At 70.7% G+C, this 22,558-nt stretch carries 14 protein-coding genes; 9 read left to right on the top strand and 5 right to left on the bottom strand.

All coding sequences use genetic code 11. The annotated features are described in order from the left end of the window. Positions 1–3: 3 nt before the first annotated feature. On the bottom strand, positions 4–594 hold the full coding sequence (locus Ade02nite_RS08300) for a TetR/AcrR family transcriptional regulator (protein WP_203760958.1): 591 nt from the start codon (positions 592–594) through the stop codon (positions 4–6). Positions 595–738: 144 nt separating this feature from the next. On the opposite strand from Ade02nite_RS08300, the gene Ade02nite_RS08295 reads away from it, so the two are divergent. The 9 genes from Ade02nite_RS08295 (at position 739) to Ade02nite_RS08255 (ending at position 12,056) form a co-directional block, all read left to right on the top strand. After that, positions 739–2,361: an amidohydrolase gene (locus tag Ade02nite_RS08295; protein WP_203760957.1), complete on the top strand. Its 1,623-nt coding sequence runs from the start codon at positions 739–741 to the stop codon at positions 2,359–2,361. 9 nt (positions 2,362–2,370) lie between these two features. Continuing rightward, a complete protein-coding gene (locus tag Ade02nite_RS08290; protein WP_203760956.1) occupies positions 2,371–3,852 on the top strand; it encodes an APC family permease in 1,482 nt (493 codons plus the stop codon). Further along, positions 3,849–6,533, top strand: a complete 2,685-nt coding sequence (locus tag Ade02nite_RS08285; protein WP_239168626.1) for a primary-amine oxidase — start codon at positions 3,849–3,851, stop codon at positions 6,531–6,533. The genes Ade02nite_RS08290 and Ade02nite_RS08285 overlap by 4 nt, the downstream gene beginning before the upstream one ends. A 116-nt stretch (positions 6,534–6,649) precedes the next feature. Then, a complete protein-coding gene (locus tag Ade02nite_RS08280; RefSeq protein WP_203760955.1) occupies positions 6,650–7,885 on the top strand; it encodes a flavin-containing monooxygenase in 1,236 nt (411 codons plus the stop codon). A 328-nt stretch (positions 7,886–8,213) separates the two neighbouring features. Next, positions 8,214–8,645 (top strand): RidA family protein, encoded by a 432-nt coding sequence (locus Ade02nite_RS08275; protein WP_239168625.1) that lies wholly within the window; start codon positions 8,214–8,216, stop codon positions 8,643–8,645. Then, positions 8,642–9,310: a DUF1028 domain-containing protein gene (locus tag Ade02nite_RS08270; RefSeq protein WP_203760954.1), complete on the top strand. Its 669-nt coding sequence runs from the start codon at positions 8,642–8,644 to the stop codon at positions 9,308–9,310. Before Ade02nite_RS08275 ends, Ade02nite_RS08270 begins: the two co-directional genes overlap by 4 nt. Further along, a complete protein-coding gene (locus tag Ade02nite_RS08265; protein WP_203760953.1) occupies positions 9,303–10,454 on the top strand; it encodes a M20 family metallopeptidase in 1,152 nt (383 codons plus the stop codon). Before Ade02nite_RS08270 ends, Ade02nite_RS08265 begins: the two co-directional genes overlap by 8 nt. A 4-nt stretch (positions 10,455–10,458) precedes the next feature. Next, complete coding sequence (locus Ade02nite_RS08260) at positions 10,459–11,163, top strand: type IV toxin-antitoxin system AbiEi family antitoxin domain-containing protein (protein ID WP_203760952.1); 705 nt, start codon at positions 10,459–10,461, stop codon at positions 11,161–11,163. An 86-nt stretch (positions 11,164–11,249) separates the two neighbouring features. After that, positions 11,250–12,056, top strand: coding sequence for a nucleotidyl transferase AbiEii/AbiGii toxin family protein (locus tag Ade02nite_RS08255; protein WP_203760951.1), 807 nt, complete (start codon positions 11,250–11,252; stop codon positions 12,054–12,056). Positions 12,057–12,073: 17 nt separating this feature from the next. On the opposite strand, the gene Ade02nite_RS08250 is transcribed toward Ade02nite_RS08255, so the two are convergent. The 4 genes from Ade02nite_RS08250 to Ade02nite_RS08235 form a co-directional block, all read right to left on the bottom strand. Further along, positions 12,074–13,072: a TerC/Alx family metal homeostasis membrane protein gene (locus Ade02nite_RS08250; RefSeq protein ID WP_239168624.1), complete on the bottom strand. Its 999-nt coding sequence runs from the start codon at positions 13,070–13,072 to the stop codon at positions 12,074–12,076. Between the two features lie 215 nt (positions 13,073–13,287). Then, entirely contained in the window at positions 13,288–16,239 is a 2,952-nt protein-coding gene (locus Ade02nite_RS08245; RefSeq protein ID WP_203760949.1) for a 3-keto-alpha-glucoside-1,2-lyase-like domain-containing protein, read from the bottom strand. 198 nt (positions 16,240–16,437) lie between these two features. Further along, on the bottom strand, positions 16,438–19,149 hold the full coding sequence (locus tag Ade02nite_RS08240) for a glycoside hydrolase family 2 TIM barrel-domain containing protein (protein ID WP_203760948.1): 2,712 nt from the start codon (positions 19,147–19,149) through the stop codon (positions 16,438–16,440). Between the two features lie 66 nt (positions 19,150–19,215). Further along, entirely contained in the window at positions 19,216–22,260 is a 3,045-nt protein-coding gene (locus Ade02nite_RS08235; protein WP_203760947.1) for a DUF5005 domain-containing protein, read from the bottom strand. Between the last annotated feature and the right edge of the window lie 298 nt (positions 22,261–22,558).

The following is a 22,558-nucleotide window of genomic DNA, read 5'->3' as shown; positions in this document are numbered from 1 at the left end:
GGGTCAGCCCTCCAGCTCGGCGGCGGTGGCCAGGGTCAGATACGACAGGATGTTGGCGCGGGCGCTCGCGGGGCTCACGTGCGCGTTGCGGCCGACGAGATGCAGGCCGTACGCGTCCTCGAGCGCGACCGCGTTCTCGGCCACCGTGCGGGCGGCCTCCGCGCTCAGCCCCAGCGCCCGCAGCACCTGCTGATAGAGCGAGACCTCGCGGTCGTAGAGCGCCGTCATCAGCACCGCGTGCGTGCGGTTGCGGGCCGCGTGGACGTGCAGCTCGTAGAGCACCCGGAAGGTCTCGTCGTCGGCGCCGGCCGGCACCCCGGCGCGGACCAGGGCGGCGAGCTGGGCGGCCGGGTCGCCGACGGCCTCGATGGCGTGCAGCCGCTGCCAGTAGAACCGGTCGACGGCGTCCTGGTGCACGTCGGCGAGCAGGTCGTCGAAGTCGCCGTAGTAGTAACTGACCGAACCGGGCGACAGGCCCGCCTCCCGTGCGACATCCTTGATCCGCAGGCCCGCGAGGCCGCGGTCGCGGATGGCCCGCCGCGCCGCGGCGACGATCTCGCCCCGCCGCGCGGTCTGCTCCTTCGGCCTGGCCACGGACGCTCCCCTACCTGCGCTCATGCGCGTTATTGATGCTGCGCATCAGAAAATCATTCTCGCGGATTCACCAGTTTGAAACGGAAGTGAGGCAGGGTCAACCGCCATAGTTTGAGACGCAGCGCAAAGAATGGAGGACGGGCGGTGACATCCGCGGACTGGATCTTCCACGGCGGCGCCATCCACACCATGGCCGGCACCACCGCCGAGGCCGTGGCGGTGCGCGACGGCGTCATCGTCGCGACCGGCGACGTGCGCGCCCTCCAGGGCCCCGGCACCGAGGTGGTGAACCTGGACGGCGGCGCGCTGCTGCCCGGCTTCCAGGACGCGCACGTCCACCCGGTGCCGGCGGGCCTTCAGCTCACCGGCTGCGACCTGGCCGAGGTGCACAGCCTCGGCGAGTACCGGGCGCTGATCGCCGCGCACCGGACGGACGGCGAGTGGGTGCTCGGCTCCGGCTGGTACGGCGACGTCTTCCCCGGCGGCTTCCCCGACCGGCACGAGCTCGACCGGCTGGTCCCCGACCGGCCGGCGGCCTTCATGAGCCACGACGCCCACGGGGTGTGGGCCAACTCGGCGGCCCTTGCCCGCGCGGGCATCGACCGGCACACGCCCGACCCGCACGCCGGGGTCATCCACCGCGACGCGGACGGCGAGCCCACCGGGATGCTCGGCGACGCGGCCGGCGACCTGGTGATGCGCCTGGTGCCGGAGCCGGGCCGGGCGGCACGGGAGCAGGCGCTGCGGACCGCGCAGGCGCACCTGCACGGGGCCGGCGTCACCGGCTGGCAGGACGCGGCGATCGGCGCGGTGCTGGGCGGCCCGGACCCGTACGACATCTATCGCTCCGCCGAGGACGCGGGATGGCTGACCGCCAAGGTGACCGGGGCGCTGTGGTGGGACCGCGACGCGGGGCTCGAGCAGATCGAGCGGCACCTGGCCCGGCGGGCCGAGACGGCCGGCGGCAGGTTCCGCACCACGGCCATCAAGATCATGCAGGACGGGGTCTGCGAGAACCTCACGGCCGCGGTGCTCAGCCCGTACACCAATGTGCCCCACACCCACGGCCTCAGCTTCCTCGAACCCTCGGCCCTGGCCGAGATCGTGAAACGGCTCGGCGCCGAGCGCTTCGACCTCCACCTGCACGCCGTCGGCGACCGGGCGGTGCGCGAATGCCTCGACGCCCTCGAAGGCTCGGACCGCGCGTGGGACCACCGGCACCAGCTCGCGCACCTCGACCTGATCCACCCGGTGGACGTGCCGCGGCTCGCCGCGATGCGGGTGATCGCGAACATCCAGCCGCTCTGGGCCCGCCACGACCCGGTGCTGGTCGAGACCAAGCTGCCCTACCTGACCCGCAAGCAGCGCGAGAACCACTTCGCGTTCGGGAGCCTCGCCGCGGCCGGCGCCGCCCTGGCGATGGGCTCGGACTGGCCGGTCTCCAGCCCCGATCCGCTGTGGGGCATCCACACCGCCGTCAACCGGACGGCGCCGGCCGCGGACCCGCACGCCCAGGACGTCCGGGCGCAGACCGAGCCGCTGCTGGCGAGCGAGCGCCTTGTGGTCGAGGCGGCGCTCGCCGCGTACACGATCGGCGCGGCCCGGGCCTGCCGCCGCGACGACACCACCGGATCGATCGAGGTCGGCAAGGCCGCCGACCTGGTCGTCCTCGACGCCGACCCGATGGCCGTGCCGGCGTCCGCTCTCTCCGCGATCCGCGTCCGCAGCACCTTCGCCGACGGCATCCCCGTCCACACGCTCACCTGAGGGGTACCCATGGACACGTCCACCAGCCTGGCGCGCGAGCAGACCAGCCGCTTGCACCGCAGCCTGGGCGCCTTCGACATCATCTTCCTGATGATCGCCGCGGTCGTCGGCCTGGAGACGCTCGGGCAGGTCTCCACGTACGGCGGGGAGGCGTTCACCTGGGCGCTCGTGCTCGCGGTCACCTTCCTGATCCCGTACGGCCTGATCTTCGCGGAAGTGGGCTCGACGTTCCGCGAGGAGGGCGGCGCGTACATCTGGGTCCGCACGGCCTTCGGTCGCGGTGCCGCCGCGATCGCCGCGCTGCTCACCTGGGTCACCCAGCCGGTGTGGGTGGGCGGGTCGATGGCGTTCCTCGCGGCCGAGACGTTCAGCGAGCACATCACGGCCCTTTCGCCGGGATCCTTCGCCGACTACGCGTTCAAGCTGATCTTCATCTGGATCACCGTGGCGGCGGCGATCGTCAGCCTCCGCCGGGGCAAGTGGCTGCCGACGGTCGGCGCTCTGCTCAAGGTCGGGCTGCTCGTCTTCTTCGTGCTCACCACGGTCATCTACGCGTTCCGCCACGGCACGGCCGGGCTGAGCGCCGGGAGCTTCTCGCCGACGCTGGCCGGCCTGTTCGGCTCGGTGCCGGTGCTGCTCTTCGCGTTCCTCGGCTTCGAGTCGTCGAGCAGCGCGGCCGGGGAGATGAAGAACCCGGCTCGCGACGTCCCGTTCTCGATCTTCCGCTCCTGCGCTGCCGCGGCGGCCTGCTACCTCATCCCGATCCTGGCGATCCTGCTGGTCATCCCCGCCGACCAGATCACCGGCATCGGCGGCCTGCTCGACGCGGTGGCCACCGTCTATTCCGTGTACGGCGGCGCGGCCGAGCCCCTGCTCACCCTGACCTCGGTGGTCCTGATCGTCATCCTGGCCAGCCAGGGCGCCGCCTGGATGATCGTCTCGGACCGCATGCAGGCCATGGCGGCGGCGGACGGCTCGTTCTTCGGCGGCTTCTTCGGCAAGTTCTCGTCCCGCCTGGGCACGCCGGTCCGGGTGAACATGCTCTCCGGCGTCGTCGCCACCGTCTTCCTGCTGGCGTCGATGCAGATCACCGGCGACAACGCGGCCGTCTTCGGCGTCGTGCTGACCATCTCGATCTCCACGTTCCTGCTCAGCTACCTGCTGGTCATCCCGGCCGCGATCAAGCTGCGCAAGGTCGACGAGCCCCGCCCCTACCGGGTGCCGGTCTCCGACCGCGGCTTCACGATCCTGGGCGCGATCTGCTTCGCCTGGGTCCTGCTCGGCTCGTGGGTGGCGGTCTTCCCCGGAACGCTGGAGGCCCTGTTCGGCCTGGACTACTCGTTCACCGACATCTGGGGCGTCAGCCAGGCGACGTTCGAGGCCTTCACCCTGGGCACCCTCGGCGTCCTCCTGGTCCTCGGCATCGCCGGCTACGCACGGGGCGCCCGCGTCCGCAACGCCACTCCCCTCGACGAAAAGAGCCTCGTGTGACCTCGCACCCTGCGGTCCCGCCCGCCTCTGACCGGGTTTCTCCGGCTCCCGCCGCGTCCGGTACCGCTCCCCCGGCGCCGCGCACCGTGAGCGAGGTTCCCCCGGCTCCCGCCACCTCCGGTATCGCCTTCTCGGCCCCGCCCACGGGCGAGGTTTCCCCGGCCCTCACCGCGTCCGGTACCGCTCCCTCGGCCTCGCCCGCCGCCGGCCCCATCCCGCCGTCTCCCCGTGAGCCGGGGCGCGATCGTGCCGGCGCTGTAGCGCCCCTCCCTTTCCCCACCGTGACCGGCCGGCCGGGCGACAAGTCCGGTCCCGCCCCTCACTCCGCTTCCGCCGACACCCTCGACCCGGCCGCCATTCCTTCCCAGGCTGCCCCCATTCCTCATCCGGTCGACCAGGGCCGCCCCACTCTCCGCCCCTCTCCCTGCGCCTCTCCCCACCCGCTCGACCGGCTCACCGCAGACGAGATCGCCCTCAATCGATCCGTGCTGGACAAAAACGGATTTATTAGCCCAACCACCCGGTTCCCGCTGGTCATGCTTGTGGAGCCGCCGAAGGCGGAGGTGCTCGCCGGCGCGGTGGATGACAGGCGTGTCAGTTCGGTGCTGCTCGACCGGGCGACCGGCGAGGTGCGTGACGTGCTCGTGTCGCTGCGGTCGGAGCGGGTTCTCAGCGAGCGCGTCGTGGACGTCCGCCGCGAGGGCCAGCCGCCGATCATGGGCGAGGAGTTCGATCTCGTCGAGAAGATCCTGTGGGCCTCCCCCGAGTGGAACGCGGCGATGGAGCGGCGCGGGCTCACCGAGCCGCGGCGGGTCAGGATCTCCGCGCTCAGCGCCGGCGTGTTCGGCATCCCGGGCGAGGACGGCCGGCGGCTCGTCCGGTGCCTGGCGTTCCAGCAGCTGCACGACGACGACAACGTGTGGGCGCACCCGATCGACGGCGTGGTGGCCTATGTCGACCTGATCACCGGCGAGGTGGTCGAGCTGATCGACGACGGCATCTTCCCGATCCCCACGGAGGCCGCCGACTTCCACCTGCCCCAGGCCGAACGGACCACCCAGAAGCCGCTGCACATCACCCAGCCGGACGGGCCCAGCTTCACCGTCGACGGCAACGTGGTCACCTGGGAGAAGTGGCAGTTCCGCATCGGCTTCGACCAGGTCGAGGGTCTGACGCTGCACCAGATCGGCTTCCACGACGGCGGCCGGCTGCGCCCGATCGTCTACCGCGCCTCGGTCGCCGAGATGGTCGTGCCGTACGGCGATCCGTCGCCGGTGCGGTTCTGGCAGAACTACTTCGACGCGGGCGAGTACTCGCTCGGCAAGGAGGCGAACGCGCTGACGCTGGGCTGCGACTGCCTCGGCGAGATCCACTACTTCGACGCGGTGATCGCGGACGACGACGGCAACCCCCGGCACCTGCCGAACGCGATCTGCATGCACGAGGAGGACTACGGGCTGCTCTGGAAGCACACCGACATGTACAACCGGTCATCGTCGGTACGCCGCCAGCGCCGCCTGGTCATCTCGTTCTTCATCACGGTCGGCAACTACGACTACGGCTTCTATTGGTATCTGTACCTGGACGGCACGATCGAGCTCGAGTGCAAGGCGACCGGCGTGGTCTTCGCGTCCGCGTACCCGGGCGAGGGTTACCCGTGGGCGAGCGAGGTCGCGCCGGGCGTCGGCGCCCCGTACCACCAGCATCTGTTCTCGGCGCGGCTGGACATGATGGTCGACGGCGTCGGCAATGCGGTGGACGAGGTCGACGCGGTCCGCGTGCCGGTGTCCGAGGCCAATCCGCACGGCAACGGCTTCACCCGCCGCGCGACCCGCCTGACCACCGAGTCCGGCGCCGCCCGCCTGGCCGACGGCAGCGCCGGGCGCACCTGGCACATCTCGAACCCGGCGGTCCGCAACGCGCTCGGGCAGCCCGTCGCCTACGCGCTGCACCCGGAGGGCCAGCCGACCCTGCTGGCGGACCCGTCGTCGTCCATCGCGCGGCGTGCGGCCTTCACGACGAAGCACCTGTGGGTGACCGCGCAGGACGACACGGAGCGTTACCCGGCCGGCCGTTTCGTCAACCAGAACGCCGGCACCACCGGCATCGACACGTGGATCGGCAAGGACCGCGACATCGACGGCACCGACATCGTCGTGTGGCACACGTTCGGGCTCACCCACTTTCCCCGGCCCGAGGACTGGCCGATCATGCCGGTCGACTACACGGGCTTCGTGCTGAAGCCGGCCGGCTTCTTCGACCGCAACCCGGACCTGGACACACCCGCACCTCGCGCCGCCCACGCCGCGGATTCGTGCTGCTCCACGCCACCCATGGCGTCGCCGACCACAGACCGGGCACCCACAGGCCCGGGGCCGTCCACAGCCTCCGCGCCGTCCGCAAGCTCCGCGCCGCCCACAGAGTCCGCGCCGCCCACAGCCTCCGCACCGTCCACAGGCACGGCGCCGTCCACAGCCTCCGCGCCGTCCACAGCCTCCGCACCGTCCACAGGCACGGCGCCGTCCACAGCCTCCGCACCGTCCACAGCCTCCGCACCGTCCACAGCCTCCGCGCCGTCCACAGCCTCCGCGTCGTCCACAGGCACGGCGGCGTCCACAGCCTCCGCGGCGTCCACAGGCACGGCGCCGCCCACAGGCTCCGCGCCGCCCGCAGGGTCCTAGCCGTCCGCAGGGCCTGCTGCATCAGCGAAACAGATGTAGTGAAGCAACAACATCTGTTGGACAGAACCACGGACGCGGGCGACGATTTTCGCGCAGCACGTGAAGGGGGAGGGTGGATGTCGAGCCAAGAGGTGGAAGTCCTCGTCGTGGGGGCGGGCCAGGCCGGCGTGGCGATCAGTGAGCACCTGGGCGACCGGGGGGTTCCGCATCTCGTCCTGGAGCGGCACCGGATCGCGGAGCGCTGGCGGTCGGAGCGGTGGGACTCGCTGGTGGCCAACGGCCCGGCCTGGCACGACCGCTTCCCGGGGCTGGAGTTCACCGACGTCGCGCCGGACGGGTTCGCCGCCAAGGAGCAGGTAGCCGACTACTTCGTGGCGTACGCCGAGAAGATCGGCGCCCCGATCCGGACCGGCGTCGAGGTGACGTCGGTGCGCCGCAACAAGGGCCGCTTCCTCGTGGAGACGTCGGAGGGCACCGTCGACGCCCGCTTCGTGGTCGCGGCGACCGGGCCCTTCCAGCGGCCTGTCATCCCGCCGATCGTTCCGGACGGCGCGGCGCCGGTGCAGATCCACTCGAACTCGTACCGCAACCCGGCGCAGCTGCCCGGCGGCCCGGTGCTCGTGGTCGGCGCCGGCTCGTCGGGCGTGCAGATCGCCGACGAGCTGCGGCGCTCCGGCCGGACCGTGTACCTGTCGGTCGGCCCGCACGACCGGCCGCCGCGCAGCTACCGGGGGCGCGACTTCTGCTGGTGGCTCGGCGTGCTCCAGAAGTGGGACGCCGAGACACCCCCGCAGGGCGCCGAGCACGTCACCATCGCGGTCAGCGGCGCGCGCGGCGGCCACACTGTGGATTTCCGCGAGCTGGCGGCCGGCGGCATCAACCTCGTCGGCGTGACGACGTCGTACGAGAACGGAAAGATACGGTTTGCCGACGATCTCGGCGAGAACATCGCCAAGGGGGACGCGAGCTACCTGGCGCTGCTCGACGAGGCGGACGCTTACGTCGTACGGCATGACCTCGATCTGCCCGAGGAACCGGGAGCCCGGGTGCTCGGACCCGCGCCGGCGCCCGCCACCCACGAGCTCGACCTGGCCGGCGTGAGCGCCATCGTGTGGGCGACCGGGTACGCCGCCGACTACGGCTGGTTGCAGGTCGACGCCTTCGACGAGAACGGCCGCCCCAAGCACCGTCGCGGCGTCTCGTCCGAGCCCGGCGTCTACTTCCTCGGCCTGCCCTGGCTGTCCCGGCGCGGCTCCAGCTTCATCTGGGGCGTCTGGCACGACGCCCGCCACATCGCCGACCACATCGTCACCCAGCGCGGCTACCTCGCTTACGCAGCATCCGCCCGGTGAGCCGCGCGCCGTCCCGCCATCCCCGGTGACCGTCAACTCACCCAAGCCCGTCAACACGTCAACACGTCAACACGTCAACCCAGCCGGTCAACGTCAACCCAGCCGGTCAACGTCAACCCAGCCGGTCAACTCGTCAACTCAACCCGTCCCAGCCCATCAACTCAGCCGGTCAACTCGGCAGCCCAGCGCCTCAACTGGTCAACTCAACCCGTCCCAGCCCATCAACCCAAGCCCGTCAACTCATCAACCCAGCCCGCCCAGCCCATCAACCCAGCCCGTCAACACGTCAACTCAGCCCGTCCCAGCCCGACAACCCGGAGGCCACCCTGTGAATCCACCCATCGTCGTCGGCGGGCACACCCGGATCCGGCCGTTCAACACGCGCGACACCTATCCGGAGCAGCAGCTCGACAACGACCTGTGCCAGGCGGTCGTCGCCGGCAACACCGTCTATGTGCGCGGGCAGATCGGCCAGGACCTCGACACCAGCGCATCGGTGGGCGTCGGCGACGTCGTGGCACAGACCGAGCAGGCGATGGCGAACATCGACATGCTCCTCACCGAGGCCGGCGCGACGATGGAGCACCTTGTCAAGCTGACGATCTACATTGTGGATCCGCGCTACCGCGAGGCCGTGTACCGCACGATCGGGCGGTGGACGAAGGGTGTGCATCCGATTTCCACAGGGCTGGTCGTCTCCGGACTGGCCCGTCCGGAATGGCTGGTCGAGGTCGACGCGATCGCGGTCATCCCGTCATGACGTTCAGCATCGCGGCCGCCGACGGCACCGGCGCCCTCGGCATCGCCATCTCCTCGTCCAGCCCCGCGGTCGCCGCGCGCTGCGCACACCTGCGCCCCGGCGTCGGCGCCGTCTGCTCGCAGAACGTCACCGACCCCCGGCTCGGCCCCCTGCTGCTCGACGCGCTCGCCCGGGGCCAGGAGCCCACCGCGGCCCTGGCGTCGGTCACCGCCGGGCGGGGCGACATCGGGTTCCGGCAGCTCACGGTCCTTTCGCCGGACGGGCTGAGCGCCCACTTCACCGGCGACGCCGCGCTCGGGATGACCGGCGCCGAGAGCGGCAAGGGCGCCGTGGCGGCGGGCAACATGCTCGCCGGCCCCGGCGTGCCGGCCGCGATGATCACAGCGTACGAGAGCTCCTCGGGTGATCTCGAAACGCGCCTGCTCGCCGCGCTGGCCGCCGGCCTGGACGCGGGCGGCGAGGCCGGCCCGGTGCACTCGGCCGGCCTGATCGTCGTACGCGAGGTGCCCTGGCCCGAGACCGACCTGCGCGTCGACTGGTCGGACACCCCGATCGCCGATCTCACGAGCCTCGTCCACATGTGGATACCGCAGCGGGCGGACTACGTGACCCGCGCGCTGCGGCCGTCCACAGCGCCGTCGTACGGCGTACCGGGAAATGAGTAAGCAGGCGGCGGCCGCGACCGTCGCGGCCCTGGCGCCGGACCTGATCGGCCTGTCGGAACGTCTGCACGCCCACCCCGAGACCGCGTGGGAGGAGCACCGCGCGGCCGCGTGGGTCGGCGAGCTCCTGGCCGGCGCGGGGTTCACGGTCACCCCGCGCTACCTCGGGCTCGACACGGCACTGCTGGCCACGTACGGTTCCGGGCCGTTCCGGCTCGGCCTGTGCGCCGAGTACGACGCCCTGCCCGGCCTGGGACACGCCTGCGGCCACAACCTCATCGCCGCCATCTCCGCGGGCGCGGCCCTGGCGCTCGCCCCGCTCGCCGACGAGTACGGGCTGACCGTCGAGCTCTACGGCACCCCCGCCGAGGAGGGCGGCGGCGGCAAGATCGAGCTGCTGGAGCGCGGCGCCTTCGCGGGCCTGGACCTCGCGATGATGGCGCATCCGGCCCCCGTCGACGTGGCGGAGGCCGAGCCGTTCGCCGTCTCCCACTCGCATGTCGCGTTCCGGGGCAAGGCCGCCCACGCCGCCGCCTATCCCACGCAGGGCCTCAACGCCGCCGACGCGTTCACCGTCGCGCAGGTCGCCATCGGCCTGCTGCGCCAGCAACTCCCCCACTCCGTGCGGGTCCACGGCATCATGACGAACGGCGGCGAGGCCCCGAACGCCATTCCCGCCACCACCGAGGGCCGCTGGTACGTCCGCGCGTCAACCCTCGCCGAACTGGCCGCCACCGAGGAAAAGGTCTGGCGCTGCTTCCAGGCCGGTGCCCTGGCCACCGGCTGCGACCTCGAGATAACCCCCGAGAGCAAGCCGTACGCCGAGTTCCGCACCTACACGCCCGCGCTCGACGCCTACCGCCACAACGCCGAAGCCCTGGGCCGCGTCTTCGACAGGCACTCCCCCGCCCGCGAGATGAACCGCGCCTCCACCGACATGGGCAACGTCTCGCAGCTCGTCCCGGCCATCCACCCGTACGTCGGCATCGGCTCGCTGCCCGCCCTCAACCACCAGCCGGAGTTCGCCGCCCACTGCATCGGCCCCGACGCCGAGAAGGCCCTGCTCGACGCCGCGACGGCGCTGGCATGGACCGCCTTGGACGTCGCCCGCGAAGCTTCACTCTGTTACGTTAGCGCTATATATTGAAGTAGTGGAAGGCAGATGGTCAGCGGCGCTCGCCGTCGCCGACGAGCAGTGGGGACTGATCACCAAACAACAGGCGGACAGGAGCGGAGTCGCCTGGACGACGCTGACGCGCCGGGTCGACCAAGGTTTCCTGGAACGGGTCGCGCATGGTGTCTACCGAGTGCGGGGCGGTGGCGAACCGGATCACCTGGAGCTTCGCGCCGCATGGCTGCAACTTGACCCGAGCATCCCCGCCTGGGAACGCACGCCGGCCACCGGAGTCGTGTCGCACCGGTCAGCGGCCGCCCTCTACGAGATCGGGCACCTGCCCGCCGACAAGCACGAGTTCACCCTTCCGGCGAGGAAACAGACACGCCGAAAGGACATCCGGTTGCACCGAGGCGACGTGGGCAGCGACTGCGTCACCGTGCGGGGCCTGCCCACCACCCGGCCGAGCCGGATCGCGGCGGACCTGGTGGCAAGCCGGGAAGACCTGGGAGCAGTCGCTCAGGTCATCACCGACGCCCTGCGGTCCCGCTTCGAAGAGCCCGCCGCGGTCGCCACGGCGATCGCCCCCTTCGCCGCGACATACGGCCTGCTTCGCGGCGACGGCATCGGTTTTCTCGGCTGGCTGCTCGAACTCTCCGGCGACCCGGACCGGGACAGATGGCTCCTCGAAGCGGTGGAAGTCAACTCTGACGACCCCGAAAATCCGGGCGGAATCCCGTGATGCCACCACGCTATACGACGCCGGACGCAGCACGCCGGGCCGTCACCGACAAGCTGCGAGCAGAAGGAGCGCACGCACCCTGGTCGTTGGCCGACTTGCAGCGGCAATACGCCTACGACCAATTGGTCGAACGTCTCTACAGAACCGACGAAGGATGGGTGGTGAAGGGCGCGACTGCCCTTCTGGCGCGCCGCCTTTCGGCTCGCCACACGATCGACATCGATCTCTATCGCGCAGGCAAAATCGACGACGTCGAAGCTCAACTGCGCGAAGCAGCGCGACTCGACATCGGCGATTGGATGCGGTTCGAAGTCGGTACGTCGGTCAGAATCAAGGCAGCCGGCGCCCAAGGGGCTCGAGTGAAGATTCAGTCGCTCATCGGCACAAGAGTATGGGCCGGGTTCCAGGTGGACATCGTGGCGGACGGCATTCAGATGAGTGCCGAGCCGGAACCTGTACGCCCCTTGACCTCGGTGTCCGCAGTCGCGCAGGAGCGGAGACCGTGGCGCGCATATCCTCTGGTCGACCATGTTGCGGACAAGGTCTGCGCGATACTCGAGCGACACGGCGGCCGACCGTCGACAAGGTTCAAGGACCTCATCGATCTCGTCACCATCGTCGAGGGCGCCACCGTGTCGGCCGAATCGCAGATGCGGGCACTAAGCAAGGAGAGCCGGCGACGGAAGTTGGAGTTGCCTCCTCTCTTCGACCCACCCGACCGCAAACTTTGGACGTCCGGCTATCGCGCGGAGGCCGGCCGCGCGGTTGGCCTATCGGCGCGCGAACTCGACGACGCACTGGCCGTCGTCCGGCCGTTCCTCAACCCACTCCTGGCGGGATCCGCCGTCGGCACCTGGAGCACCGACCATCAGGCTTGGTTACCGACCGCTTGACGCCGCGGCCGGCACACCTAGGTTCGGCCGGCCTCCACCTTCTCCGGCTCGGTGAGGGCCTTCGCGTCTCGGCGGTTGGCGATCACGCTGGTCATGGTGACCGTGATCAGGGTGAGGGCGATGAAGCCCAGCGAGGCCAGCGTGGGCACCTCGGGCACGGACTTCCAGATGCCGTGCGCCCAGTGCAGGACCAGCTTGACGCCGATGAAGGCCAGGATGATGGCCAGGCCGTAGTTGAGGTGGCGCAGCTTGTCGAGGACGTTGCGCAGCACGAAGTAGAGGGCCCGCAAACCCATCAGGGCGAACGCGTTGGTGGCGAAGACCAGGTACGGGTCCTCGGTGACGCCGTAGACGGCGGGGACCGAGTCGACGGCGAAGACGATGTCGGTCATGAAGACGGCGACCACCACCACGGCGAGCGGGGTGAGGGCGCGGCGGCCGGCCTCGCGGACGACGAGCTTGGCGCCGCGGTAGTCCCTCGTCACCGGGAAGAAGCGGCGCATCAGGCGTACGCTGCGCATCTGGTCGATGTCGATCTCGTGGTCGTCGCCCCGGACCGCGTCGCGCATCACCTTGATCGCGGTGAGCAGGAGGGCCGCGCCGAAGAGCAGGAACGCCCACGTGCCGGCCTGGAGCACGGCCGCGCCCGCCGCGATGAAGACGCCGCGGAGCACCAGGGCGCCCACGATGCCGTACAGCAGAACCCTCTGGGCCAGCGAGGGTGGCACCGCGAACGCGCCGAGCAGCAGCATGAAGACGAACAGGTTGTCGACCGACAGGGACTTCTCGACCACGAAGCCGGTGTAGAACTCGATCGCCGGGCGGCTGCCGTACACCCACCAGAGCACCAGCCCGAAGACCGCGGGAAGCGCCATGTAGAAGACCGACCAGCCGACCGCCTCGCGCATCGGCACGTCGTGGGGCCGCCGCGTCACGACGAAATCGGCCGCCAGCAGGGCCAGCAGCACCACAATGCTGATCGCCCACAGTTGGGGGGACGCGATGGATGGGAGCATCGGGGAAACCTCCTCGGAGACGCGATGCATCGTCCGAGGTCTCCCTCACCCGCGTCGGGCGGGTGTGCGCACGGGGGCATACCGGGACGCCCGTGATGACCGCAACGCTCTTGGCGAGGTACTCCCCTCGCCGGGCACGGTAGCCAACGAACCTGAACGTCCGCTGATAGCGGGCGGCCCCGCGCGAGACGCACCTCGCGCGGGGACGCCGGTGGTCACTGGCGCTCGATCCAGATGTTGCGGTACTGCACCTTGTTCCCGTGGTCCTGCAAGCGGATCGCGCCCGTCGCCGGGCCCTCCGGGATGTTGCCTCCGGTGCCGGCCGGGATCTCCACGTCCCGGTGGATCGTCCGGCCGTTCCACACCACGCTGATGCGCGCGTTCGCGGTCTTGGCGCCGGCCGCGTCGTAGCGCGCCGCGCGGAACGTGATGTCGTACGTCTGCCAGGTCTCCGGCGCGGTCGCCGCGTTCACGTCCGGCGGCTTGAGCTGGTAGATGGCGCCGGCCTCGTTGTTGGCGAGCGTCGTGTCCCCGTACGAGTCGAGGATCTGAAGCTCGTAACGCTCCTGCTGGTAGACACCGCTGTTGCCGCGGTCCTGCCCGGTCACCTCGGGCGGCAGCAGCGGGACCTTGAACTCGACGTGCAGCTTGTAGTCGCCGAAGGCCTCCTTGGTGCGCAGATCGCCGCAGCAGACCTCGGTCGCCCCGCCGGTGACCGCCGGCCACTGCGGCCGCCGCCCGTCGGTGTGCTGCCAGTTGTCCAGGCCGTGGCCGTCGAAGAGCACGATCCGCTTGCCCGGCTCCCGCACGCTGATGAGGTCGAGGTTGACGTGCCCGGTGTCGAGCGCGTCCACCCGGTACTGGATCTTGTTGACGCCCTTGCCGAGCCGCAGCGTCTCGGTCGCGGTGGCCCATTCCTCCCAGGTGACCGTCGAGGGCAGCGAGATCTGCCGCACCTTGCGGTCGTTGACGTGCACGCTGACCGTCTTGGTGCCGCTGAACGGGTTGGGGCCGTTGGAGTAGCGCAGCCCGACCAGATAGTCGCCGGCCTTGTCGACCGTGACGTGCGTGGTGGTCGACGCGTTGAGCGAGCCGAAGCCGGCCACGAAACCGACGCCGGAGTAGCCGCCGTGGTCGGTGGCGAGCGAGGCGCTGCCCTCCCGGTATCCCTCCTCGGCCTCGTAGAAGACCTCCTGCGCGTGCTTGCCCGGGATCTCGTTCAGCGTGTACCACGCCTCGGTGCTCCACAGTGTCTCGCCGTCGCTCGCGGCGAACGGGCGAGGCGAGCGCAGGTGCACGACACGGTCGCGGCGAAGGCCCTCGACGGTCAGCGTGACGGTCTTCCGGTCGCCGGAGACCTTCGCGGCGGTCACCTTCAGCGTCTCCTTGTCGACCTCCGGCCCGCCGTACTGCGCGGTCGGCACGTACCGCCATTGCTCGATCTGGTACGCCGCCGGCAGTTTCGCGACGGTCTCGGCGGACAGCGGCTTCGTGTACTCGATCGCGAACCCCGTACCGGTGGCCCGCATGGTCTTCATGTCGAACACGGTGGTGCCGTTCGGCGTGAGCTTCTGGAGGCCGTAGCGGAGCTTGCCCTCCTGGCCCCAGTTGCCGTCCGCGCCGAGACCGCCGACGTAGAGCGCGCCGTCCGGCCCGATCGACACCCGGTTGACGCCCGCCTCGAGGCCCTGCGTGTGGCGGAAGACGGCGCCCTGCTCCTGGCCGTTCACCTTTTCGACGTACGCCCGCTGAAGTCCGCCGTAGGTGACGTCACCGATGAGGAACTGGCCCTTGTACGGCCCCGACTTGAGCACCACCGGAGTGCTCGGCGAGTTGGCGATCTGGTTCTGCGGCAGCCACAGCACCGGCCGCGTCACCGGCTCGGCGTCGAACGGCCCGTCCGGGTTGGTGTAGTGGTTGTAGAACGCGCCCTGCTCGATTTTGACGAGCTTGGACGACGGGAGCCAGCCGCCCTGGTTGTCGGTCACGTAGAGGCTGCTGCCGTCCGGGCCCCAGCCGATGCCGTTCGGCGTGCGCAGACCGCCCGCGATCGTGGAGACCTGGCCGCTCTTGCGGTCGACGACGACGGTGGTGCCGCGACCGCCGACCGGCTGCGGGTCGGTGGTGGCGCCGCCGAGGTCGATGGCGACCGACAGGTTCAGGTAGAAGTTGCCGTTCCTGTAGAGCAGGCCGAACGCGAACTCGTGGAAGTTGCCGCCGAACGGCCACACCGCGACCGTGCGGCGGGCGTCGAGCACCTGGTCGCCGTTGGTGTCCCGCAGCTCGGTCAGCTCGTGCTTCTGCGACACGTAGACCAGGCCGTCGACCACGGCGATGCCCATCGGCTCCTTGAGGCCATCGGCGATCTTGCGGTACGTCACCTTTTGGGGCGTGGTCGCCCCGGTCACGTTCTCGACCAGGTAGATCTCGCCGGTCACCTTGTCGGAGCCGCCCCAGGTGGAGAGCACCATCTTGCCGTCCGGCCGCCAGGCGATGCCGGTGACCTGAGGCTCGAAGCCCGGCGGGCGCAGGTCGGTGAGGTCATAGCCGGGATGCACGGCGGTGAGCGGCAACCCGTCGCCGGGAGCGTCGGTGCCCGCGACGCACTCCTTCTGGCCCGGGGCGGTCACCCGCACGACGCCGGCGTCGGTGCTCAGCGCGCCGGCCGGCACCACGGCGAAGTCGCTCGCGCCGGGCGGGCGCCACGACAGGGTGAGCCGCTGCCCGCCCGTACGGTCGAAGTGCTCGACGCGCAACGGGTGCATGCCGGCGGCGAGTTCGATCGTGCCCTCGCCGGGCGGCTCGACGTCGTGCAGGCCGTCGTGGTCGATGACGAGGTCGTCGCCGATGAACAGCTTCGAGCCGTCGTCGCTGACGAGCCGGAACGCGTACGCCCCGGCGGTGGGCACGGTGAGGTTGGCGATCGCGTGCGTGACGAAGTTGTCGCCGAGCCCGAACTGCTCGATCGTCGACCAGTCCACTGTGGGCATCAGCTTGTCCACATTGGGGGTCTGGCCGGGCTTGAGCTCACAGACCCGGTTCATCGGCAGCCCGATGTCGTACGTCCTGAGCGTCACCCCCGGCTCCTGGGCTGGCGGGTCAGCGGCGTACGCGGGCGCCGCGGCGAATGTTCCGACGAGCAGAGCAGCAACGAGCAGACGTTTCATCGACGCTCCCCGGTTACGGGCTCGATTCGAAATTGTGAATATCCTGAGCCACTTTCGCTCGAGCGTCCATAGCTTTCGCCGAACGTGCCCGAACTTTCCTCCCGCGAGCCAAAAGTTCTGTCCGGGCGCGCTTGTCCCAGGGTGCGGGCATGCAGTCGCCCGTGGACAGACGCGCCCGGGAGCGCTATGAGAAACCGGTCAGCCGGTGATGGTGAAGGCCAGTCGCGCCTGCGCGGCCCGATACTCCGCGGACGGGCGGACCGGGGGGCCGCAGCTCGCGGAGCCCAGGCCGGTCACGCCGGCGGCCAGGTGGAGCCAGAGGAGGTCGCCCTCGGTCAGGTCGGCGGCGTGGCGGGCGCGTTCGAGCTGGGCGGTCGACCACGGGCGTACGGCTGCCTCGAAGGGGTGGTCGCCGTCGATGCGCAGGTCGCCTTCGGGGTTGGAGAGGATGAGGCGGGTGACGCCGGCGCGGTTGCCGTTCTCCTGCGGGACCACGTACGGCGTCTGGGCGTCCTGGACTGTCATGCCGTGGCGGCCGAAGCGGACGGCGGACCGGGAGTCGGGATAGCTCTCGCCGGGGCCCAGGCCGAGCCATTCGAACCACACCGAGCCGGGCGCCGGGGTGCGCAGCGCGAGTGCCACGCCGAGGCGGGGCAACGGGATCCGCCACTCGCCGAGGCGGTCGATGTCCACCTCGAAGCGCAGCGCCTCGCCGTCGGTGGCCCAGCGGTACTCGACCTCGAAGCCACTGTCGAGGCCGGGCGGGGCGTAGCGGCAGCGGCGGCGCCACCACGTGCCGTCCTCGCGCTGCTCGACGGTGCGCTCGATGAGCTGGTCGAGTCCCGCGTCGCGCCACCGCTTCTCCAGCGAGACCGTGTTGCCCCGGCCGGGAAAGCGGTCGTTCTCGATCGGCGCCCGCCAACTGTCCAATGTGAGCGACGCGATCGGGAACGGGCCCAGGCGCTGTGGCCGCGCCGGGCGCAGCGTGCCGAGCACCGGCGGGGCCGGGGGCACCACCCGTTGCACGCAGGACAGCACGCTCCCGTCGAGGGTCGCCGTGACGGTCAGTGTGCTGCCCTCGATCGCCGGCAGGGCAACGCGTTGCGACGACAGCGGCCCGATCACCGGCACGTCGAGCACGCCCTCGTCGACCACCATGTCGTCCGTCTCGGCGGTCCAGGCGAAGACCACCTTCTCGGTCGTGGTGAAGCTCCACCGGTTCTCGACGACAAGGTCCACCCCGTCGAGGCCGAGGCGTACGGGGGTGATGACCGCCGCGAGCTCCGCGAGCCCCGGCGACGGCGTGCGGTCCGGCAGCACGAGCCCGTCGATGACGAAGGACCCGTCGTGCACGGTCTCGCCGAAGTCGCCGCCGTACAGGCCCTCGTCGCCGAGCCCGTGGTCGATCCACTCCCAGACGAAGCCGCCGGCCAGCCGCGGGTACGCGTCGATGACGGCCTCGTAGTCGGCGAGCCCGCCCGGGCCGTTGCCCATCGCGTGCCCGTACTCGCACATGATCATCGGCAGGGCGCGGCGGCACCGGTCGCGTTCCGGGTCGGCGAGCTCCGGCTCCTCGTGCCGGCCGATCGCCGCCAGCTCGTCGTAGCTCGGGTACATGCGGCTGTAGACGCCGACGCTCTCGCACTCGGCGTCCTGCTCGTAGTGAAGCGGCCGGGTCGGGTCGCGCTCGGCGGTCCAGCGCGCGTTGGCGGCCAGGTTGCGCCCCCAGCCGGCCTCGTTGCCGAGCGACCACATCACGACGCTCGGCGCGTTCTTGTCGCGCTCCACCATGCGCCGCATCCGGTCGAGGTAGACCTCGGCCCAGGCGGGGTCGTCGGACGGGTTGCCCCGCCAGCCGGCGAGCGCGAAGCCGTGCGTCTCGATGTCGCACTCGTCGATCACGTAGAGCCCGTGCCGGTCGCACAGCCGCAGGAAGTACGGGTCCGGCGGGTAGTGGCTCGTGCGTACGGCGTTGATGTGATGCTGTTTCATCAGCGCGACGTCACGTTCCATCCGCTCCCGCGAGACGGCGCGACCGGTCTGCGGGTCGAAGTCGTGCCGGTTGACGCCGCGGAACACCAGCGGCGCGCCGTTGAGGGTGAGACGATCCCCGTCGACGCGTACGGTGCGGAAGCCGACGTCGAGCGAGACGGTCTCGGCGTCCGTGCTCACCTCCACGCGGTAGAGACGCGGGCTCTCCGCCGACCACGGCTCTATTGTGGACAGGTCGGGGCCCTTCCACCGTACGGGTGAAGCGCTCGACGCCTCGACGGTGAGCGTGCCCGCCCCGGTCGTGTGGTCGTAGCCGGCCACGACCCGGACGTCGTCGACGCAGCCCTCGGGGCGGTGCAGGAGCGCCACCGAGCGGAAGATGCCGGACATCCACCACTGGTCCTGGTCCTCGACATAGCTGCCGAAGCTCCACTGGTGCACCCGCACGGCGAGCACGTCGTCCCCGCCGGTGAGCAGCTCGGTCACCTCGAACTCGACGGTGAGCCGGCTGCCCGACGCGCGCCCCGCGGACACGCCGTTGACCCAGACCTCGAACCACGAGTCGACACCGTCGAACCGCAGGAGCACCCGCCCGCCGTCCCAGTCCTCCGGCCGCCGCACGATCCGGCGGTACTCCCCGGTCGGGTTGGCCTCCGGAACGTGCGGCGGGTCGATGGGGAAGGGATAACGCACATTCGTGTACGCCGGTGAGCCGTACCCGTAGAGCTGCCAGTGGCCGGGCACCGGGATCTCGTCCCACCGCTCCCCCGGATCGCCCGGATCGCGCCCGGTCTCCGCCGTCGGCGACCAGGCGAACCGCCACAGCCCGTCGAGCGACAGCACCCCCGCCGTGGTCTCGACCCGCGCCCGGGCCGGCAGAGCGCCCGTCGGCGGCGCGATGATCTCGTAGGCGTTCACCGCAGCTCCCATCAACGGCCGTATATCTCTTCACCCTGACGGTAGCCCGCCCGCGCGAGGCGCCGATCAGGCGGTGGCCACGGCCCGCTCCGACGGCGGGCCGAAGCCGCCGACGTTCTGCGCCCGCACCCGGAAGCCGATCATGTCGCCCGCGGTGAACGACAGGGTGGCCGACTGGGTGCCCTCGTTCATCGGGCCGAATCGGGTGGCCTGGTCCTCCGTCTGGCCGGCCGAGATGTTCCAGTGGTCGATGAAGTAGTAGACCTTGTCGGAGGGGCTGGTCACCCTGTCCCAGCGCACCTCGATCCGGCCCGGCTCGACGCGGGTCGCCACGACGCCGGTGACCTGGGCCGGCGCCTGCACGGTCACGGTGCGCTGCACCACGTTGGAGGCCGGCGCCTCCTGATTCGTGGGTGAGCCGTTGGCGAACGGCACGACGCGCCACTCGAACGTGTGGCCCTGCTTGCCGGGCTCCATCACCGGGATGTCGGTCATCGACGTGCCGGTCCGCCACAGCGCGGGCCTGCTCCAGGCCGCGCCGGCGGTGACGTCACGCGACTCCACCCAATACCACATGTCCTGGCCGTAGTCGCTCCAGGCGAGGTCCACCGTGCCGTCCGGCTTGACGGTCGCGTCGAGCGTCGTGGGATCGGTGAGCGGCGGGCAGCCGCCGTTGGCGCGCTGGGCGGGCGCCCACGAGTCGTACCAGCCGTAGTCCGCGGCGAGCTCCGCCACCGGCGCCGGGCTCGCCGACGTGGCCGGGAAAGTGGGGTCCAGCCGGCCCAGCGGCACCTCCAGGAAGCGCGGCCGGTAGACCGACCCGTCGTGGTCGCTGAGGCTGCGGCAGCCGACGCTGACCGCGGAGGTGTTGACGTTGTACGACACGATCAGCCGGCCCCGCGCGGCGAGGCCCGGGTGGATCCGCGCCTCGTAGTAGAACTTGTACCTGTTGCCCGCGCTGCGGATGCCCTCCGGCGGCGTGTAGAGGATGGTCCGCCGTGCGGTGAAGCCCCAGGGCAGGTCGGCCGCGTGCGCGACGATGTTGCCGCCGTCGAGGTTGGGCTCGTGCTGCACCAGCCAGTAGCGGCCGTTGACGTACGCGACGCTGAATCCGTTCTCGACGAAGAAGTCGTTGGCGACCGGCACGGCGGCGCCCTGGTTGCCCAGCGTCGACCAGGTCCCGCCACCGGCGTAGAAGGCCCAGTTCGACGGGTTCGTCAGCCCGGCCGGCGTGGACTTGGCGAGGTACAGCTTCCGGTTGTTCTGCGCGTCGACGATGCTCGCGCCATAGATCAGGACCTCCGAGCCGTACGGGACCAGCGCGAGCCCCCAGTTGATCGGGTGCTCGCCGTACGTGTATCGCGGCGGGATCGTCGTCGGCTGGATGTTCAGCGTGGCGCTGCCGCTCTCCAGCGCGCTGATCGGGATGCTCGCGACCGCGCTGTGGGTGTCGGTCCAGAGCCACGGCTGGGGAATGTTGCGGTAGAAGAACTTCACCACGTTCGACCCGACGATCATCGCGTCGCCCGGCCAGTAGAACGCGTTCGAGCCCGGCTCGGCGAACGGGGTGCGCGCGTATCGCTCCAGGAACGGCAACGACTGGTCATGCTCGCGGCACGTGTTGCCGCCGGTGATCGTCCGGAGGCTGGAGCCGTTCTGGACGACGACCGAGTTGCGCAGGCTGCTGCGGAAGAAGCCGGCCCGTTCACCCGGGTTGTTCAGGTAGGTGTCGGCGAAGAACCACGCGCGCTTGCCGCTCGGCAACGGCACCGACTGCGTGGCGTCGGCGCCGCTCCAGTCGGCGCAGCCGGCGTTGTTGCCGTAGTTGTTGAACAGGTTCTCGAGCGACGACTGGGGCACGACGTTCTGACGCGCGAGGTAGAGCAGCCGGTTCGGCGAGCCCTTCGGGTCGACGACGACACCGGTCGTGGCCACGTCGACGAGCGCGGCGTGCACCTGGGCCGGCGTGGCGCCCGGGTTGGACTGAAGGTGCAGGGCGGCCGCGCCGGCGACGTGCGGAGCCGCCATGGACGTACCGCTGGCCAAGCGGAGGTCGACGGTGGAACGCCAGTCGGCGGACTTGATCGCCTCGCCCGGCGCGAAGAGGTCCACGCACGCACCCCAGTTCGAATCGGACGCCCGCCTGTTCGGCTCGCTGACCGAGGCCACCGTGAGCACCGGCCCGAGCCGGCCCGGCGAATGATCGCACGCGTTCCCGTTGTCGTTGCCGGCCGCGACCACCACGGTCACGGAACGGTTGTTGATCAGCCGGGTGATGGCGGCCTCCATCGTGACACTGGTGCCGTTCCGGTGGCCGATGCTGAAGTTCACGACTCCCGGAGTGCCGGCCGGGTGATTCGACGTCACCCAGTCGAACGCGGCGATGGAGTCGTCCGTCGCCGCCTCACCGGCACAGTTGAGGACGCGCAGCGGAATGATGCGGGCCTCCTTCGCCACCCCCGCGGTGGCGCCGGCCGCGGTCCCCGCGACGTGCGTGCCGTGGCCGTTGCAGTCGGCGGGGTCGTAGTCGTCGTCGACGTAGTCGTATCCGGTGTCGACCCGGCCGGTGAACTCCTGATGCGCGCGGTTGATGCCCGAGTCGATGACGTAGACGCGCACGCCCTGCCCGGTCGCGGTGTACTTGTACCACTTGTCGACCGACACCGGCTGGTCGATGCGGTCCAGGCCCCACGACGGCGGATTCGGCTGTTCGCCGGCGCCGTGCCCGACCAGAACCGGCTCGACGTGCACGACGTTCGGGTCGCGCCGCACCTCGGCCAGGGCGTCGGCCGAGAGCGTGGCGGAGAACCCGTTGAGCGCGGCTGTGTACTGGTGCCGGACGGTCGCGCCGCGCGCCCGGGCCCGTCCCACCAGGCCGCTGCGCGCGGAGGCGGGCGCGGCCCCCTTGAGCATCACGATGTAGCGGTCCTTGACCACCTCGGCGCCGGCCGGCGAAGCGAGCAGCGGCGCCGGCTCGTCCCCGGGCCGGGCCTGCGCGGGCGCGGCCTGCGCGGGCGCGGCCTGCGCGGCCCCCGCCGGGCCGGCCAGCACGGCGACCACGGCCGCGACGATCGAACGACGGACGGTCACTAATCCATGCGGATTCCTCACGACTTCCTCCCCCGTGGAGTAACCATGAATGTGATGCACGTTACATCGAAGGGCGCGACATCCACATCGATAGATCGGTGGACCAGTGCCCGACGGGCAGCTCATCGAGCCGAACGTGGCGCCGGCGGCCACCGGCCCCGCCAGGCGGATCGCCAGTAACCGCACCTCACTCCACCGCGGTGGCAGCCGCCGGCCGCGTATCACTCCGCGGCAGCGGCACAGCCGACCCTCAACCATCACCCACCGCGCCATCCGGACAAATCCGGCCGTGGAGGCGCAGTCCCGCGAGGACAAATCA

The sequence above is a fragment of the Paractinoplanes deccanensis genome, assembly GCF_016862115.1.
Lineage (GTDB): Bacteria > Actinomycetota > Actinomycetes > Mycobacteriales > Micromonosporaceae > Actinoplanes > Actinoplanes deccanensis.
This window is presented reverse-complemented; position numbering and strand designations above follow the sequence as displayed.

What these genes read in the sequence shown, in the direction of transcription:
- Ade02nite_RS08290 (WP_203760956.1), top strand. Translation starts at nt 2,371, where the DNA reads ATGGACACGTCCACCAGCCTGGCGCGCGAGCAGACCAGCCGCTTGCAC.
- Ade02nite_RS08280 (WP_203760955.1), top strand. Translation starts at nt 6,650, where the DNA reads ATGTCGAGCCAAGAGGTGGAAGTCCTCGTCGTGGGGGCGGGCCAGGCC.
- Ade02nite_RS08270 (WP_203760954.1), top strand. Translation starts at nt 8,642, where the DNA reads ATGACGTTCAGCATCGCGGCCGCCGACGGCACCGGCGCCCTCGGCATC.
- Ade02nite_RS08265 (WP_203760953.1), top strand. Translation starts at nt 9,303, where the DNA reads ATGAGTAAGCAGGCGGCGGCCGCGACCGTCGCGGCCCTGGCGCCGGAC.
- Ade02nite_RS08250 (WP_239168624.1), bottom strand. Translation starts at nt 13,072, where the DNA reads ATGCTCCCATCCATCGCGTCCCCCCAACTGTGGGCGATCAGCATTGTG.
- Ade02nite_RS08245 (WP_203760949.1), bottom strand. Translation starts at nt 16,239, where the DNA reads ATGAAACGTCTGCTCGTTGCTGCTCTGCTCGTCGGAACATTCGCCGCG.